This window comes from Fischerella sp. PCC 9605, from assembly GCF_000517105.1.
In the GTDB taxonomy this organism is placed as follows: domain Bacteria; phylum Cyanobacteriota; class Cyanobacteriia; order Cyanobacteriales; family Nostocaceae; genus PCC9605.
The window spans coordinates 361,977-377,746 of sequence record NZ_KI912152.1 but is presented as its reverse complement, the minus strand read 5'-3'; the positions used below and the strand labels follow the sequence as shown (position 1 = coordinate 377,746).

General features: G+C 42.1%; 12 protein-coding genes and 3 pseudogenes. 4 read left to right on the top strand and 11 right to left on the bottom strand.

Annotation, left to right across the window (positions count from 1 at the left end):
* Nucleotides 1–192: 192 nt before the first annotated feature.
* From FIS9605_RS0132050 to FIS9605_RS44590, 6 genes and pseudogenes are all read right to left on the bottom strand, one after another.
* Nucleotides 193–795, bottom strand: coding sequence for a siphovirus Gp157 family protein (locus FIS9605_RS0132050; RefSeq protein WP_026736171.1), 603 nt, complete (start codon nucleotides 793–795; stop codon nucleotides 193–195).
* Nucleotides 796–880: 85 nt separating this feature from the next.
* Complete coding sequence (locus tag FIS9605_RS44600; protein ID WP_197036208.1) at nucleotides 881–1,033, bottom strand: hypothetical protein; 153 nt, start codon at nucleotides 1,031–1,033, stop codon at nucleotides 881–883.
* Nucleotides 1,034–1,176: 143 nt separating this feature from the next.
* Nucleotides 1,177–2,412 carry an AIPR family protein gene (locus FIS9605_RS0132040; RefSeq protein WP_026736170.1) on the bottom strand — a complete coding sequence of 412 codons (1,236 nt, stop codon included), beginning with the start codon at nucleotides 2,410–2,412 and terminating at the stop codon, nucleotides 1,177–1,179.
* 151 nt (nucleotides 2,413–2,563) lie between these two features.
* Nucleotides 2,564–3,352, bottom strand: a pseudogene (locus FIS9605_RS39060) (photosystem II q(b) protein); the annotation flags it as partial.
* Between the two features lie 154 nt (nucleotides 3,353–3,506).
* Complete coding sequence (locus FIS9605_RS44595) at nucleotides 3,507–4,154, bottom strand: endonuclease/exonuclease/phosphatase family protein (RefSeq protein ID WP_197036207.1); 648 nt, start codon at nucleotides 4,152–4,154, stop codon at nucleotides 3,507–3,509.
* A 51-nt stretch (nucleotides 4,155–4,205) separates the two neighbouring features.
* The gene (locus tag FIS9605_RS44590) at nucleotides 4,206–4,544 is read right to left on the bottom strand and encodes a hypothetical protein (protein WP_197036206.1); all 339 of its coding nucleotides are present in this window, start codon (nucleotides 4,542–4,544) and stop codon (nucleotides 4,206–4,208) included.
* 463 nt (nucleotides 4,545–5,007) lie between these two features.
* Here FIS9605_RS44590 and FIS9605_RS0132025 point away from each other — a divergent pair, with 463 nt between their 5' ends.
* Complete coding sequence (locus FIS9605_RS0132025) at nucleotides 5,008–7,137, top strand: endonuclease (protein WP_026736169.1); 2,130 nt, start codon at nucleotides 5,008–5,010, stop codon at nucleotides 7,135–7,137.
* Nucleotides 7,138–7,430: 293 nt separating this feature from the next.
* Here the strand turns inward: FIS9605_RS0132025 and FIS9605_RS0132020 are convergent, their stop codons facing one another.
* Both FIS9605_RS0132020 and FIS9605_RS46830 read right to left on the bottom strand, forming a co-directional pair.
* Nucleotides 7,431–8,489 (bottom strand): PstS family phosphate ABC transporter substrate-binding protein, encoded by a 1,059-nt coding sequence (locus tag FIS9605_RS0132020; protein WP_026736168.1) that lies wholly within the window; start codon nucleotides 8,487–8,489, stop codon nucleotides 7,431–7,433.
* Nucleotides 8,490–8,585: 96 nt separating this feature from the next.
* Nucleotides 8,586–11,665, bottom strand: a pseudogene (locus FIS9605_RS46830) (Tn3 family transposase).
* Nucleotides 11,666–11,847: 182 nt separating this feature from the next.
* Between FIS9605_RS46830 and FIS9605_RS39035 the strand changes: the two are divergent.
* The 3 genes and pseudogenes from FIS9605_RS39035 (at nucleotide 11,848) to FIS9605_RS0132005 (ending at nucleotide 13,682) form a co-directional block, all read left to right on the top strand.
* Nucleotides 11,848–12,450: pseudogene (locus FIS9605_RS39035) on the top strand (tyrosine-type recombinase/integrase).
* 164 nt (nucleotides 12,451–12,614) lie between these two features.
* On the top strand, nucleotides 12,615–13,019 hold the full coding sequence (locus tag FIS9605_RS46825; RefSeq protein WP_442854745.1) for a hypothetical protein: 405 nt from the start codon (nucleotides 12,615–12,617) through the stop codon (nucleotides 13,017–13,019).
* A gap of 216 nt (nucleotides 13,020–13,235) precedes the next feature.
* Nucleotides 13,236–13,682: a hypothetical protein gene (locus tag FIS9605_RS0132005; RefSeq protein ID WP_026736167.1), complete on the top strand. Its 447-nt coding sequence runs from the start codon at nucleotides 13,236–13,238 to the stop codon at nucleotides 13,680–13,682.
* Between the two features lie 169 nt (nucleotides 13,683–13,851).
* On the opposite strand, the gene FIS9605_RS0132000 is transcribed toward FIS9605_RS0132005, so the two are convergent.
* The 3 genes from FIS9605_RS0132000 to FIS9605_RS0131990 form a co-directional block, all read right to left on the bottom strand.
* A complete protein-coding gene (locus FIS9605_RS0132000; protein ID WP_026736166.1) occupies nucleotides 13,852–14,475 on the bottom strand; it encodes a hypothetical protein in 624 nt (207 codons plus the stop codon).
* Nucleotides 14,476–14,692: 217 nt separating this feature from the next.
* Nucleotides 14,693–14,899: a hypothetical protein gene (locus FIS9605_RS0131995; protein WP_026736165.1), complete on the bottom strand. Its 207-nt coding sequence runs from the start codon at nucleotides 14,897–14,899 to the stop codon at nucleotides 14,693–14,695.
* Between the two features lie 117 nt (nucleotides 14,900–15,016).
* Entirely contained in the window at nucleotides 15,017–15,736 is a 720-nt protein-coding gene (locus FIS9605_RS0131990) for a hypothetical protein (protein ID WP_442854744.1), read from the bottom strand.
* Between the last annotated feature and the right edge of the window lie 34 nt (nucleotides 15,737–15,770).

The window sequence follows — 15,770 nt, the reverse complement described above, 5'->3', positions numbered from 1 at the left end:
GAAGAAAGGTGGAAAGGCACGTATGCGCGACTGCCTCGTAACACATGAATGAAAATCCCCTAGATTTAAATCATGGGAGTGCGTCAAAAAAATAAACATGGCTGGACTTCAGCCCAACCATTTGATAAATACTTGTAGTAATTGATAGGAGATGCCTATATTTGATTGCTCATTTGATTGGGGCGTATGCTCTTAAGTTGTGGTTTGTTTATTTACATTTTTTCTACCTGATTTGACTTGAAATCTTACCTGCTTTCCGATAGTTATCTCAGCAATATTGCTAACATCTTTACCAGTTTTGTAAGCATCTAATATTGCTTGATTATTAGCTAGATACTTAATATTTCTAAACTCCGAAGGGAAATCTTCATCGTCTACCTCTATTAATAATTTAGCTACTTTGGGCGGATTGTCTCTGATTTCAATCTCCCTTGTTTTACCTATACTTTTATCATTAATTAATCCTACTGTATGGAGGTGAATTAATCCTTGCTTAATTTGCGATAACTGGGTTTTCCGGCGCTTGATTATCTGGTCGTGGAGTTCTACTACCCGTGCTTTCCTTTCTTCCCATACCTCTAGATCAAGATTTAGCTGGTCAACTACCCAGGCTATAGCGTCAATCTTAGTTTCGATACCATCTTGGACAGCTATGAGGTTTTGTACGAGTTGTTCGACTAACCCCTCTTCTTCTGACTGTGTAGCCTCTTCAATTTGAGACCACAGTTTAGCAGCATCGAGGGAGAGTTCTTTGAGAGTAAGCTGGTTGATTTCTTTTTCGATTTCTTGAGTCATTTTTTACTCCTAATTATGGAAAAACCAGCATAGAATACTGCTGGTTCAGAGAGAGAATTAATGGTGGTGAGAGAATTTGAACTTGTTAGTAGTTGTATCTCAGATGGTAGTAGTTAGCCATTTCGTAAGCCTTAGCTGCTTGGAGTTCGAGATACTCAACTTCTTGAGGACTAACAATTTGCGTTTGCTGCTGTTTTAGTTTTTTGGTAGATGGTTTAGAATTAACTACAGTACTCATTGCACGACCTTCATTTAGAGCATGAAAGTTGTGCGAAGCACTTGTACTGTTATACCTATAAAAAGGGGGAATGATAGTTTGTCATTCCCCTCTTCACGAAATTGTGGAAGTCCCCACCTTCTGCATCAGTAAGGGCGGGTAGTTCATGATGTCAATACTAGTTTTGGTTTTGATTTACCGTTTACATTAGACTTAGAATTAATAATTTTTCTATACAAATTGTTCAGGTAGAGCGACGCACAGGTGTATAGATTTTCCCAAATTTCTTGATTGCGGTTGATTTCAACTCCTAAAGACTTGCCAGCAACATGTTCCTTTTTTAGATATTCGCAGAAGTGTTTCTCCCAGAGGTGTTTGATTAGCCCTTCTGAAAATTCCTCAAAGGGCATAATCCATTGATATTCCTTGTCTAGGAATACCCTAAATGCAGCTACTACTGGTAGGGCTAAATCTCCAGGCGCACCAAATCCAAAGGAGTATTTACTGTCAGGCAGAAGAGTATTCTTTTTGGTGTCAATGCTGGCTAAATTGTTTACCCCTTTGCGGCGGGGGTTTCTCAGGTATTCGTCAATGATTGTGTAAAGGCGTTGTTCAATCCACAGGGCAGATGTTAGTAGGTGTAACAGGCGGTTAATCCTTTCTTTTTCTGTTTCGTTGATCTCAGTAGGTGTTTTTAAACTGGTTGGGTGTTTTCCTCGCCTTTTGTCACTATCTCCGTTGTAGCGGTTGCAGTCTAAACAGTTGATCAGCTTGAGGATGTGACCTATTGAGCAATGAGCATTTTTTGGTATTCCGCTTTGGTTTTGGTAGTAGCGGATGCGAAATTTTCTTTTTTCTTTTGATTCTAACTGGGCTATATATGTCTTGATGAAATCATAATCGCCGCGAGTGTTGATGCGCGAACTCGCATCGACTGGGGCGTTGGTATTGGCGGCGAGGGCAATATCTCTTACTTCTTTTTCGGTTAAGCCGACGTGGATTGTAACTTTGACTCTGGCTTTTTCTAGATTGTACTTATAGGCTTGAGCTTTGCTAAACATCGCTACACTATTACCACCGTTGGCTATGCCGTAGTGGCTGTATTCCTCAGACTCCTCTAGAATTTCGATTTCTAACTCGCCTTTGGCTACTTCTGTTACTTTGTGTGCGGATATAATTATGCCATTGTGTTTCTCTACAAACTTCTCTGGCGCTACGAATAGACTATCAAGGATTTGCTTGCAAATCGAACTATTTGGGTTGGGTTCTCTGACGTTAGCTGATAGTGGTAAGTCACATGGGAAATTTGCAACCTGTGCTATACCTACTATATATTTAGTTTTTGGCGTGCTTATAAGTTCGGTATGGTTATCTACCTTGAGTTTGTAGATTTTGGGCATAACAGCTTTTTTTCTTATTAAGTTTAGACTGCTTGCCTTACTTTTACCATGAAAACATTGACATCCCTGCCACTAGAAACTCAAAAGCGCCCCCTTTGGAGAGAGTGCTTTTTATTTAGTTTGACGCGATTGGTTGCGTCTTGATTAATTATTAACCGTTGATAGCAGGAGCGCTAACAGCAACAGGAGCGACTTCAGCACTAGCTAAATCGAGAGGGAAGTTGTGAGCGTTGCGCTCGTGCATTACTTCCATACCCAAGTTAGCGCGGTTGATGATGTCTGCCCAAGTGTTGATGACGCGACCAGTAGAGTCAATCACTGATTGGTTGAAGTTGAAACCATTCAGGTTGAACGCCATTGTGCTGATACCCAGCGCGGTGAACCAAATTCCCACTACAGGCCAAGCAGCTAAGAAGAAGTGCAAGCTGCGAGAGTTGTTAAAGGAAGCGTATTGGAAGATCAAGCGACCGAAGTAACCGTGTGCTGCTACGATGTTGTAGGTTTCTTCTTCTTGACCGAATTTGTAACCGTAGTTCTGAGATTCTGCTTCGGTTGTTTCACGCACCAAGGAAGAAGTTACCAAAGAACCGTGCATTGCACTGAACAAGCTACCACCGAATACACCTGCTACACCTAATTGGTGGAAGGGGTGCATTAAGATGTTGTGTTCTGCTTGGAACACTAACATGAAGTTGAAGGTTCCAGAAATACCCAAGGGCATACCATCAGAGAAGGAACCTTGACCCAAGGGGTAGATTAAGAATACTGTACTTGCTGCTGCTACGGGTGCAGAGTAAGCTACGGCAATCCAAGGACGCATTCCTAAGCGGTAGGACAATTCCCACTCACGTCCCATGTAGCAGAATACGCCGATCAGGAAGTGGAAGATTACCAACTGGTAAGGACCACCGTTGTACAACCACTCATCTAAGGAAGCTGCTGTCTTCACTGATTCTGAGACTGTTCGCGCTGAGGGGAGCGAATCGGGAGTCATCAACTGGCAGCTTCTAACAGCAAATGCGATCGCTTTTGGGATGATACCTTGTGAAGTGCGATGCTCCTTCGGGGCGGCGCGAAGCGCCATCGCACTCATGTCAACTTTCAAGTTTGAAACAAGCAACGACTTGCCCGTGGTCAGATTTCCATATGTCAACTTGATCGTCACTTAAGGTTTCATCAATGAGATGGTCGTTGAGCACCGAAACGTAAGTTACTTGACCAATACGACGAGGGTTCTGTGCTACAAATTCTTCACTGACAAGAATGTGATCGAGACTCTCATAATGACCGTTGTGAATATGGGTATAGTAAAAGTCGCCGTAGCTCTGACGCGCCTGAATATCCTTAACACTATAGAGGAGTACATCCCAGATTTCCTTCTTTTTCTCAAGCTTGAGCTTTTCCCAAGCTGGTTCACCACAGACAATTTGAGTCGTTACCGCCAGAGCACTATCATTCAAATCTCCCATAACAATAACGGGGTTATTTTGGTGTCGCAGCGTATCCATGAGGATTGTTCGCACAGCAGTTGCTTCGGCGGCTCTACGAATTAAAGCCCGTGCTTGTGCTTGAGCTTTTTCTACTGGATCGTCGCGGTCGACTCCTTCTGGGTAAATGGGTCGCTTAGACTTAAGATGAACGACAAAGACCGTACATTGTAACGTATCGCTTAAGGCTAGCTGTGCTGATAGCACAGGTCGAGAAAAAGTAGTGAGGGGAATGGCTGCTCCTTCTATATCCAAGTTTGCTTGAAGCGGAAATTCGCTAAAAACTTGGTGCTGGAGGACAGGGAATTAAGACAGGAGCGCAACAACTGGCTTATCACCTGTGGGATTAGCCGCGACCAGTTGAGCATCTGCATACATTTTGGTTTGAGCGAGTATTTCTCCGAGCGCTTGTTGATGAAAAAGTTCCTGAAAGCCAATGATGTCAGCTTCCATGTGCTCTAGTTGACGAGAAATCCAAATCTTTTTTCGCTGATAAACTTCTGTACTATATTTATTTTTCTCGTAATAGATAACATCAGGCAGCACAAGATTAAAAAGGTTGAACGTGCCGACCTTAAAGCTCTTGTTGTGGGGTAAGGTTACAGCAGGTGCTTCAGGTTGGGCAGTGCGACTGCTCTCAATCATGGTATCTCCCATTACATTCGTAACAACTTAAGATAGCATTGCAGGTGACGTTAATAATCCGCAATTATTGTGCCATTCTTCAAAAAGTAGATGGTTTATAGATATTGATATCTGTAAAAATGATACTAACAAACTAGTAATAATTTCGTATATAAACAAGGTAAAGCTATCTGAAAATTATTAAATGATTCCTCCTGGGCAGCTAATTCAAGAAACTATAGAACGATACAAAACGCGCTCGCATCTGGCGAGTGCAACATTCGTAAACTTTCATCTGGTTCGGTTTTCGATGCAGATACCCCTGAACGTGTCAGCAGACGTTTAGAAAGAATTGCTCGTAATCCTTAGGACTTACGCACTGTACAAATAGAGCATCATATGAATTAACGAAATCCGTTTATTTCAGACTGCTGGCAGGGCTTAGACAGCCACTTTTACTCCTTAAAAACCCCCATCTTCAGATATGGCTATTACCTATCAGTTAATCCAAGAAACCACAGCACGGTACAAACAGCGTCAACAGGAGCGTCAAGAGCACTTAAGTGAGCTAAAAGCTGGGAATTTACTCAATGTAGATACTCCAGAGCGAGTTAAAAAGAGACTCCAACGAATTGCCAATCATCCTCTGGCTGTCACAATGATCGCTGAGGAAAGCCAACCTGAAGTTGTTGGGGTTAAAATTCTATCCCCAGAAAATTTCAATCGTCTTGTCCAGGAACGCATTCTCGGTCAAAACGACTTAATGAGTGTGAGTTACCTAGAATATGGGTTGAGTGTTTCCCGTTCCATTGGTCGCATTCTCATCCGTAACAATAGCAACCGCCTCGTCGGTTATGGCACAGGCTTCATGGTTTCTCCTCAACTCCTGCTGACCAACAACCATGTCCTGTCAGATGCCCGGCAAGCAAGTTTCAGCCTTATAGAATTCAATTACCAAAGCAGTGTAGGAGGGCAAATGCTCCAGTCTTACACCTATGAACTCGATCCTGCTACCTTCTTTGTTACCGACAAACCTCTTGATTTTAGTTTAGTCGCAGTTAAAGATAGTTCGAGTGGACAACCTCCTCTAGGGAGTTTTGGCTGGAACCGCTTGATTGAAGAAGAGGGCAAGGTCATTTTAGGAGAATATGTCAACATCATCCAACACCCATCTGGGCAGCCAAAGCAACTGGCACTGAGGGAAAATCGGCTAGTCGATCTGTTCGATAATTTCCTTCACTACCAGACGGATACAGCGCCTGGGTCTTCCGGATCTCCTGTTTTCAACGATCAGTGGGAAGTTGTTGGACTACACCACTCAGGTGTTCCCCGAACAGATGAGCAGGGCAATATCCTAGCAATTGACGGCCAAGTGTGGACTCCTGATATGGGAGAAGATAGAATTGCCTGGGAAGCAAACGAAGGCATTCGCATCAGCCGCATTGTCAAGCATATCAAGCAGCAAAATTTCTCTTCAACACAGCGCCGCCTGCGAGATGAAATGTTTAATTTGCTACCACTTTCCCCAGAAGCAATTAAGGAGGAAAGACCTCAAAGCATTGCCAAATCCGCCAACCCTGCTAGTGATGGCAGCGTTACTTGGACAATTCCGCTTCAGATAAGCGTGCGTTTGGGAGAATTAACTATGCTCCCTACTCCTGCGCCTCAACCAGACAACCTGTCATCTAAAGCTCCTGATGGCAGCAACCAAGATGATACCCAGTGGGATATTGAAAGTGAGCCTGAACTGGCTAAAGAACTACAACTTCTAGAACGAGTCCGTCGAGGGACAATTCCCTACTACGATGAAGCCAGCGATCGCACTGAGCGAGACAATTATTATGGCAATTTAATAAATAGAGTTTCATCACTCAACTCACTGGAGTTGTTCAAGCAATTGAAGGATTTACTCCGCACTACTCATAGGCAGCAATTAACTTATAAACCGCGAGTTCATCTCTACCCTTGGGTAGATTTACAGCCCGATCTGAAGATTCGTAGCGTCTACTCACGCTTAGAATTCGAGCCTGAGCAGATTATTCGGGAAGATTTACAAATTGAGCAAGAGCGAACTGCTCGGTTACAGGAGTTAATGCGCTCTGAATCCTTCAACAGTACTGTTCAACTAGGCGAGCAGCTTGATCTGCTCGAATCAGAATTGCCTTACAACTGCGAACACGTCGTGCCTCAATCTTGGTTTCAAAAGAAAGAACCAATGCGGGGAGACCTGCACCACTTATTTGCCTGCGAGGTTGTGTGTAACAGTTTTCGGAGCAACACCCCTTTCTACGACTTTCCGGACTTTGAAGAAGCAATGCGTACTAACTGTGGCAAGTCTGAAGGGAATAGATTTGAGCCGGGCAATGGTAAGGGAGAGGTAGCACGAGCAACTCTTTACTTCTTAGTGCGCTATCCGGAGCAAATTGACAATATCAGTAATGAGTACGAAGCCCAACGCCTGGAAACTTTGCTGAAGTGGCATCAAGATTTCCCCGTCACTAAACACGAAAAACATCGAAATATGGCTATTTATAAAAAGCAGGGCAATCGCAATCCTCTGATCGACTTCCCACAATGGGCAGATCAAATTGACTTCCGCTTGGGTCTTGGATAGCTACTATGAAAATTTGGTGGTGTTCTAGATTTGTGGCTAATAACGTTGCGAGTTATCCTGATTAATTCAGTTGCAGAACAGAGCCAACAAATCTAAAACACTACCGTTTTGGGGCTTCAGCCGTATAATTTATCAATTCGCTCATATCCCTCATGGAGGTCGTCAAGCGCCTGGAAGGCGTTTACAAGGGCTGGGTCAATAGCAAGTGCCTTAGCGGTTGCATACTGGCTTCGTGTTAAAAAATGTTCTATACTGCGTCGAGCTACTTAACAATCCCTTGTTTTTATCGCTTCCTAAAACTTGGTTTGTTTTCTTAGCAACTCTCCAATTGTCAAATTCACGGGTGCTTCTCCTTCAAAAACTGTTCCCACCTTACCCCTGTTAAAATGAACTTCATCAAGGTGATAAGCTTCTTCCGATAGAGGTACATACCCTACAGAACTCACTGTTGTCGGTGCTTTGTGAATGTAGAAATCCACAAAGTCTTTCATCTCTGGTTTATTTTGGACTGAGCGAGCATTCACATAGATAAACAATGGTCGAGAAAGAGGCTGATATTGAGCTTTCTCCACTGTTTGACGTGATGGTAATACAGGTCCTTTGCCGCTATTAACAGCTAGTGCTTTTAACTTGTTTTGGTTTTCTTCGTAATAAGCAAAGCCAAAATAACCTAATGCATTTGGGTCTTTGCTAATACCATCTACCAAAACTTTGTCATCTTCACTAGCTGTGTAGTCAGTCCGGCTAGCTCCAGATTTACCAACTACTGCCTCTGTGAAATAGTCAAATGTACCAGACTTTTTTCCAGGACCATACAACTTGATTGGGCGATTTGGCCAAGATGCACGTACTTGCTGCCAACGGGTAATTTTGTTTTGTGCCCCAGGTTCCCAAATCTTTTTCAATTCTGCTATAGTGATGTCTTTTGCCCAGTTGTTTTGTGGATTAATGGCTATGGTCAGAGCATCAAATGCAACTGGAAACTCCATAAATCTGACGCTATTTTTGTTACAAGTTTGCATCTCTGCGGTCAAAATAGGTCGGGAGGCGTTATTTATGTCTGTTTTTCCAGCACAGAATTTTTCAAAGCCACCGCCAGTACCGGAAATGCCAACTTTAAGGTGCGCTTTATTTTTGGAGTCTGCTTGAAACTCTTTTGCGATCGCCAAAGTTATTGGATATACGGTACTAGAACCGTCTACTGTTACCGTTGCAACCGTTTGTGAACTGCTAACTTCAGTCGCTTTTTGCGATTGGGGAGTTTGGGTAGATGTGTTGGATTGTGCTGTGCAACTTGTTGCCAAAACCAATATCCCAAGCACGAGAGCCAATTTCTTTTCTGTCCAACTCATTGGGTGGCCGCCGAGATACGTGCATTCAGGGGACACGTTGTAAAGTTTTGTTAAGAAGCAAACAAAAAACCTGTGATTTACAAGGATTCCAGCCGCTTAAGCAAGCACTAAACTTTCGACCTCATCCAATGAGGGTGGCACAGTCTCCATATCAATTAGGTAATCACCAAACCGCTTAACATGAGCCGTAATATAAGGACTCACAACCGCCACATCCTCACGACTAATCAAATATCCCTGCTTCTGTAAATTCCGCAATATATCAGTTAAATCAACAACATTTTGGAACAAAACAGCATTTGCTACCAAATCCTTATACTTAATTACCTTTTCCTGTTCAATTGGGTCATTCTTCATCACAACTCCAAAGCCACCAAAGAAAAACCACTTCGAGAATTTATGATAAGCCTCCACAATATTCATCACAGCAGTAATTTCTTTTCTCAGCTGCATATCCGATATGTATTGCAGCAAAAAAACAGTTCTCACTACTTGTCCTAATTCCTGAAAAGCTTGATATAACCTATTTTTACGGCTATAATTACCCAATTTACGCAATAAAATTGCGCTTGATACTTTACCTGTTTGGATTGATAGAACTACCTGTAAAATATCTTGCCAATGAGTTTCTATCCGCTTCCAATCAACAGTTTCAGAGAACAAAGAATCAATATGTTGATAAACAGTCTCTTTATCAGGACGATAAAAATTTAAATCTTTCCAATTACGAATCCGAGGCATTAACTTAATTCCCAACATATGTGCCAATGCAAACACAGGTGTTGATTGACCGTGGGTATCAGCATGAATTGTATCGGGTTGAATATCGGAAGAGTTTTTTAACAACCCCTCGATGATATGAACAGCCTCCCAAGTGCCACAAGAAATAAACTGGCTAAATAAAGCCACATAGGTATCAGAGACATGGTGGTAAGCTATTCCTCCGTAGCCCCCATAGCGAATATGATACTCAGACAGTAAATTCTCTTCGTAGAGTTCATACTTCGTTCCATCTGCCGCCGCACTCTTACCATCACCCCAAACTGACGGCAGATTTAAGGCATTGTAGCGGTTAATAATATCCACCAATGCTGCATTGAGCTTATCCACAGTCACATGGCGACGGTTGACAAATGCCAGTTCCTTCGCGGTGACAATGCCTCGCATATGTCTGGCCGCTTGAGTCGGCCCCAAATTGCAACCATAAGTAAACGTCGTTAAAAGATAACGTTCCGTCGCACGTTCAATTTTAGGATCTGAACCTGACAGCGGCCCAAAGTGACGGGTAAAATTCGTCCAGTAGTCAACATTTCTGAGGATATCGATTAAATTTCTTTCTGGAAAACATTCTTCGATTTTTTCTATTAAAGCTTTGGCAGCAACACTCAACTCGTTACGCTGATACTTTTTGAGGATGGGTTCGCCTTCATCATTAATAATAAATTGGTGGTTATTGGGATAACCTGCATCCACAGCAGAGGCCGTGTCCGCCAACCAGGATTTTAGTGTCTTGGTAAAAAAAGAAGCGGTATTAGGAAAGCCTAAATTCTCACAGTATTGGTCAACTAACGGCAAACACTCTGACCAAGGCAGTAATTGTTCGCAGTAGTCGGCGTAATCTTCACTACCAACAACGCAGATATCTCCTGACCTTAATTCGGCTGCTAAGTAATAAAAAATACAAGCCTCGAAGTGCCGACGAACGAATTTGGTTTTCTCTCCTTGCTTGACTACAACTAATTTTCGCCACTGTTCTGAAATAAAATCTAGTTCAATACTTGCTTTGAGAAATTCTCCTCGACGATGAGAATTATCTAGGACAAATTGTAATGCTTCGATAAGACTTTGTTCGTTAGTAGTTGATTTGAACTCTAATGCTTTTACTAAGCGAAAAAATGTCCGACGGTGATTTTTATAGAATTTCCATATTAGAGGAAGATGATTATTACCCCTATAAGCATTCATCGCCTCACCCACGCGAAAGCAGTTGCTCTGCTCCTCCGTCTTGAATAAATACATTATTTAGTTTATGAAACAGAGATATTCCCTGATTTGTTAGTAACTCAGTAGAGAGATTTAATTCGGGTATCTGCTCTGGGGAATTAGATGAATAATTATCGGCTGCTTCAATCTCTGGGTGAGAGGATACTGGTTCATGATTTAATTGATTTTCCTCCATAAACACATGGATGACATTAGTCAACACACCTACTAATTTCTCTTGTGTTTCTTGAATCCTCTTTTTGATGAGTTCCAATTCTTTAGTAGCGTCGTTATTGATTGAGCGCATTTGTTTTAAAAACATCTCAACCAAACTATCTCGTGCTGTCACTTGCGCCGCATAAATTAAGCATAAAATCAAAGTAATCCGTTTGGATAAACTAAAATCCTTGATTTCATGGGCATCTAACACCCGTGCTTCGGCAGCAAAATGGTGAATTTTGGCAGTGGTAATATCCTTGAGTATTGGCTTAACATCACCCAAAGAATCCAGCCAGATTAAATGTACAATAAAGTCATTGATATTGTTACGGGTAGGGCTTTTAGGTAGTTGCTTCAGGCTGTTGAATGAGGTCTGATACTCAAGCGGATGACGCTCTAACAAGTCCAGCAAGCGTTCTTGGTAATCTGACGAGATGCGACTCAGTACGAGGGAAAATAATCTTTGGTTTACTACATTTCTCACTCGACGGACTAATCTATTTAATGTGTTGAATCCTGGTAATTCATATCTATTTTTAACTAATTCAGCAATGGCTACATTCATTAAATCAGCAGGATTATCCATAACAGTCGCCGATTCATTCACTGCTTTTATAGCTATATGTAGCCCAGTTTGATTAAATTGATTTACCTGGAGATATTCGCGGATAGCAGTCCGGTGCCGATACATGGTTTTGCGATTTTCATAACCCAAAACAGTATCAACTGAGAATTTTAAATTGCTGCGAATATGATTAACTATTTTCAGAGGAATTTCTATTAGCGAAGGAAAGTAACCTAGTCGCTGGAATGATTTTAATAGACATACTAAGTTAAGAATATTACTTTCACCTTTAGTTGTTGCGTAAGCAAAAGCAATTTCACTCTTGTTGGGTGTGTAAATCGGGCGTGAGTTCTTTGGCGGTTAATTGACGCTTAAATCGAGGGTAAGCGGTACGTTCTATCGATGTCACCATCAGTATGTGTTTGTGCGATTTAAAACTTCAAAAGATATATATCACCAATCAGCCACAAGCGTTGGATTTTATGTAGAGAAACATTACCAAAAAGAACTGTTTATGGGCAACTTTTTAACATGGAATGTGTGGGGAGTTGATTGTGTCGTACCCAATGTTAAAGTACCCAATTACCTTTTATGGGCAAGTTGGTTTTTATGACTCATACTGCTCCACCCAAAAAAGTCACAAACCTAGAGAAACGCACACGAGAATATCTCCTACCCCACGAAGTCGAAGCCATGATTAAAGCAGCTTCATCAACAGGGCGGCATGGTCACAGAGATTCGACTTTAATTTTACTGGCTTATCGTCACGCTCTACGTGTATCAGAATTAGTAGCACTGCTCCCATCGCAGGTAGATTTTTCTAGTGGCACAATTCATATCAATCGACTCAAGCATGGAGGAAGGTAAACGCATCCTTTACGTGCTAGAGAGTTAAGGTGGCTACGACAACTACAACGAGAATATCCTCACTCCCCTTATTTGTTTGTTTCTGAGCGTGGTACTCCGATGGCTGCTGCCACAGCTTTTAATATTATTAGTCGTGCTGGCACTCTTGCTGGGTTAGGGTTATCCGTGCATCCGCATATGTTACGTCATGCCTGTGGGTTTTATCTGGCATCTCATGGTCATGACACTAGAGCTATTCAGGCTTATCTGGGACACAAGAATATTCAACACACTATTCGCTATACAGAGCTATCAAGCGATCGCTTCAAAAATTTCTGGCTCGACTGAACCTAAAATCAATGCTTTCAACCTGATTTCTTTACAAAACTTTACAACGTGTCCCCTGAATGCACGTATCTCGGCGGCCACCCTATCTCGCTCAATCCAGAGTTGGCTAGCCCACCTAGCACATGGGGATACCTGGCGGTTGCGTCAAAAGATATTCGCATCTCTTGTATTTACAAGAGGGTGAAGAAGGGGCAGGCACTTCCGGATGCTGCGCGGTGGTTCGTGGAACAACAATCCAAGGAATTGCCGTTCGGCGTATCGCAACAACAACAACCCGGACAACGACAACAACAACATCGGGTTTCGGGTTGTGGTTTCCGGCGCGAGCGCTCTTCTGTGCCAGAGTCGGCGTATGGGAATGCGTCGAGCGTGCATTAGAAGAGTCCAGACCTGTTCCTGTGATGTCGGCGACGGCATCCGAAAATCAAACCGGTTTGGGTAGCCTGGTAGGCGTAAAAGCCGAACGGTTGCCCAGCCTACAATACCCGGAGTTTGACTCGCACTCCTTCCAACATGCTCTCAAAAAACCCACTGTATTTTACTCAAGCCAAAGCGATCGCACTTGTTAGTTTACGAGCTGAGTATCTTAATTTTTTAAGAAATAATTCATATTCCTTATTTACTTAGAAAAGTATTCTACTAATTAGAGTCAAAATAATGGTTCAACAACAGGTTTCAAAGGTTGCCATTTTACATTTAATTATGTCCACCTACTTAAAAACTCATGCTCACAAGGGCTAGAAGTGTGCAATTTCTAATTTAAATTACGGGATTTGGTGAAACTTATGAACAAGCTTTTCGCTGTTATATGTGGTGCTAGCCTTCTTTTAATCATTGGACTAAGCAACACTCCGACAGCGCAGGCCGACTCAAGGTGTAGAAATGCAACCATAGTAGGTAGCTTTGGAATTCAAACGACGGGAACTATCGTTGAGGGTGGAGCAGCGCAGCCTGGACTTTTTGCTTCCAATGGTTTGATTAACTTTGATGGTAATGGAAACTTGAGTACGAGGCAGACTTTGAGTTTCAACGGTACGATTGTGCCGTCTAAGGCATCAGGTACTTACGAGGTAAAACAAGACTGCACTTTAACAGCAAAATCCATTGATGAAGCTAATGGTACTCAGTTATCAATAAGCGGTGTAATTGTTAAGCGTGGCACAGAAATCCTGATCATCTCAACAGACCCGTACACGGTAGTTACTGGCATCTTGAAAAAAGTAAGTAGATAAGGCGCATAGGAAACGCTATCGCTGAATCTTAATCAAGTGCGATCGCTCCTCACAATTTACTACCCGCCTTGAGGCAGCATTGGGAAAAGTAGTTTAGTTGGTTGTGGGGCGATCGCATTCCCATCAGCAGCGTGTGGAGCGTTCAGGAATTATAGGCGCTCATTACTATTTATTCACTTGATAGTGCAGGTACATCTTTAGGATAATCTTGTTGGTTAGGCTGTTGTTTTTCATTTGTGCCTTGATGGGACAAGAAATACATAACTACCAAAAGCGCAATCAACCAGAACAAAATTGTATTTCTAGGCTTATCTGAGGATGAAGGGCCATTCGTATTTTCTTCTGAGTTTTGTAAATCTTTGGAAATATAGGTTGGAGGCAAAGTTGGTCTTAGATTCTCATTTTCATGTATTTCTCTCCAAGTGTCTTGCCTACTTTTAGAAGGAAAGTCTATTTTTATTGGCAATGAGTCATCTTTGCTAGGAGTGTAATCTTTTAGCTGCCTGTCATCATGACTAGGCCTGATTGGTTTATAAATATTCTCAAGCTCCTTCTGAAGTTCTTTTATTTCACTTGCAAGCTGTGACTTCCTTATTCTGTATAAGATGTCTGCGAGCGAGTCGTTATTACTAATAATGTCATTGTTTGGAAGTGAAAAACTAATTGGCTTGATTTCTTTGTTGCTTTTTTTATTAATTTCTGCAAGTTCCTTTTGACGTTCTTCTATCTCCTTTTTAAGCTGCGGCTCAAGCTGCCACTTCTTCAGCCCACTGTCGTCTAATTTATCTTTCATACTTCTCTCCTTCACACGCTGACGAGAGATTGCTACCTTTACAATACCGAAATTGACTATAACTGGAGGACTTTTGCAATGAAATGAAAAAATGATATTGTTATGAGTTAATTAATATAATTCCTCACAACTTTCTTACATTTATTATTTAAACTGTTAGTGAGAGAAGATTTGTGAAAAATTTAGAGCTTACAAAGGTTTCAAATACTGGCAGAAACTAACCATGCCGCATTGATTGCGGTTTCGCAGCAGAAATTTCCTCAACTCGCAGCAGCAACCTATTCCCATGCTCATCTCTGCACTCATAGAACATACCCAAGCTGTGACCATCTGCAATACCGCGAATCACTACCCGCCTGCCATACTGTGGCATCCGAGGTTCTATAATGTAAACCTTCTGCCCAATTTTAAAGGTAGTTGCCATAGTGCAAGTGTACTTGCGTACTAATAATAGTAGTACAAAAAGCAGAAGGGAAAAATTAAGATGAGAGCGATCGCACCTCGTACCAGAAAACTAGTAACAGAATATTGATTCCGTTACCTATCCATCATTATTTGGTGGCCATCTAAGGAAAATGCGTTTAGACCAACTTGCCAAGTAGAGAGCCGAAAATGGTATCTTCCTTGGTTCTAGCTCATCTTCGACAACGCGGTAGAGTGCTTCCCTTACGTCTGTTTCGTTGACTTCGATCAGATCCCAAAACATTATCAAGAGCGATGTGTCGCTTTCGTATTTCTTGCGAATTTTTCCTTTCAAAGCCTTAATAATTAGATTTATCTGCTTGTTTTGGTAATCTTCCACATCTCTTGTGACAATGTTGGCCCTTAGCTCTATGCCTGTATTCTTCGTACCCGTCTTCATAATCGGTCCGGATATGGGAGTCCAACCCTGTTTTTGAAGCATTAAGCGCCTCAGAAAGTCATTTTCGCCTTCGTGAGCCTGCGTAATTTCAAGCTTGCACACATGTGGAGGAGAAAATGCACAATCAGTTATCAACACATCATAATTCTGGTTCCCGATTACGGGCTGGAGCGTGACATTATTCCTGCCACCAAACCGAAAGCTCGCAAAGATGCTGAGTGGACAAACCTCTTCAATGAACTCCTTACAAAGACCTTCTCTCATTCGGATGGCTTCCTTGCCACCCTCTTGTTGAGTTATTTCTTGGAATTTATGCTCAAACCACTCTACGAGTTCTTGAGGCGTGCGCCTTACCGTTAATTCTTCTTCTGTAACAAAGACCCTACTCATCTGCTGCAAGTTGATAATACTTATCTTATGAATAATGGATTGC

Bases quoted from the DNA above. Each gene is read 5' to 3' on its own strand.
- FIS9605_RS0132050 (WP_026736171.1), bottom strand. From the start codon at position 795: ATGACTCAAGAAATCGAAAAAGAAATCAACCAGCTTACTCTCAAAGAA.
- FIS9605_RS44600 (WP_197036208.1), bottom strand. From the start codon at position 1,033: ATGAGTACTGTAGTTAATTCTAAACCATCTACCAAAAAACTAAAACAG.
- FIS9605_RS0132040 (WP_026736170.1), bottom strand. From the start codon at position 2,412: ATGCCCAAAATCTACAAACTCAAGGTAGATAACCATACCGAACTTATA.
- FIS9605_RS44590 (WP_197036206.1), bottom strand. From the start codon at position 4,544: ATGATTGAGAGCAGTCGCACTGCCCAACCTGAAGCACCTGCTGTAACC.
- FIS9605_RS0132025 (WP_026736169.1), top strand. From the start codon at position 5,008: ATGGCTATTACCTATCAGTTAATCCAAGAAACCACAGCACGGTACAAA.
- FIS9605_RS0132020 (WP_026736168.1), bottom strand. From the start codon at position 8,489: ATGAGTTGGACAGAAAAGAAATTGGCTCTCGTGCTTGGGATATTGGTT.
- FIS9605_RS0132005 (WP_026736167.1), top strand. From the start codon at position 13,236: ATGAACAAGCTTTTCGCTGTTATATGTGGTGCTAGCCTTCTTTTAATC.
- FIS9605_RS0132000 (WP_026736166.1), bottom strand. From the start codon at position 14,475: ATGAAAGATAAATTAGACGACAGTGGGCTGAAGAAGTGGCAGCTTGAG.
- FIS9605_RS0131995 (WP_026736165.1), bottom strand. From the start codon at position 14,899: ATGGCAACTACCTTTAAAATTGGGCAGAAGGTTTACATTATAGAACCT.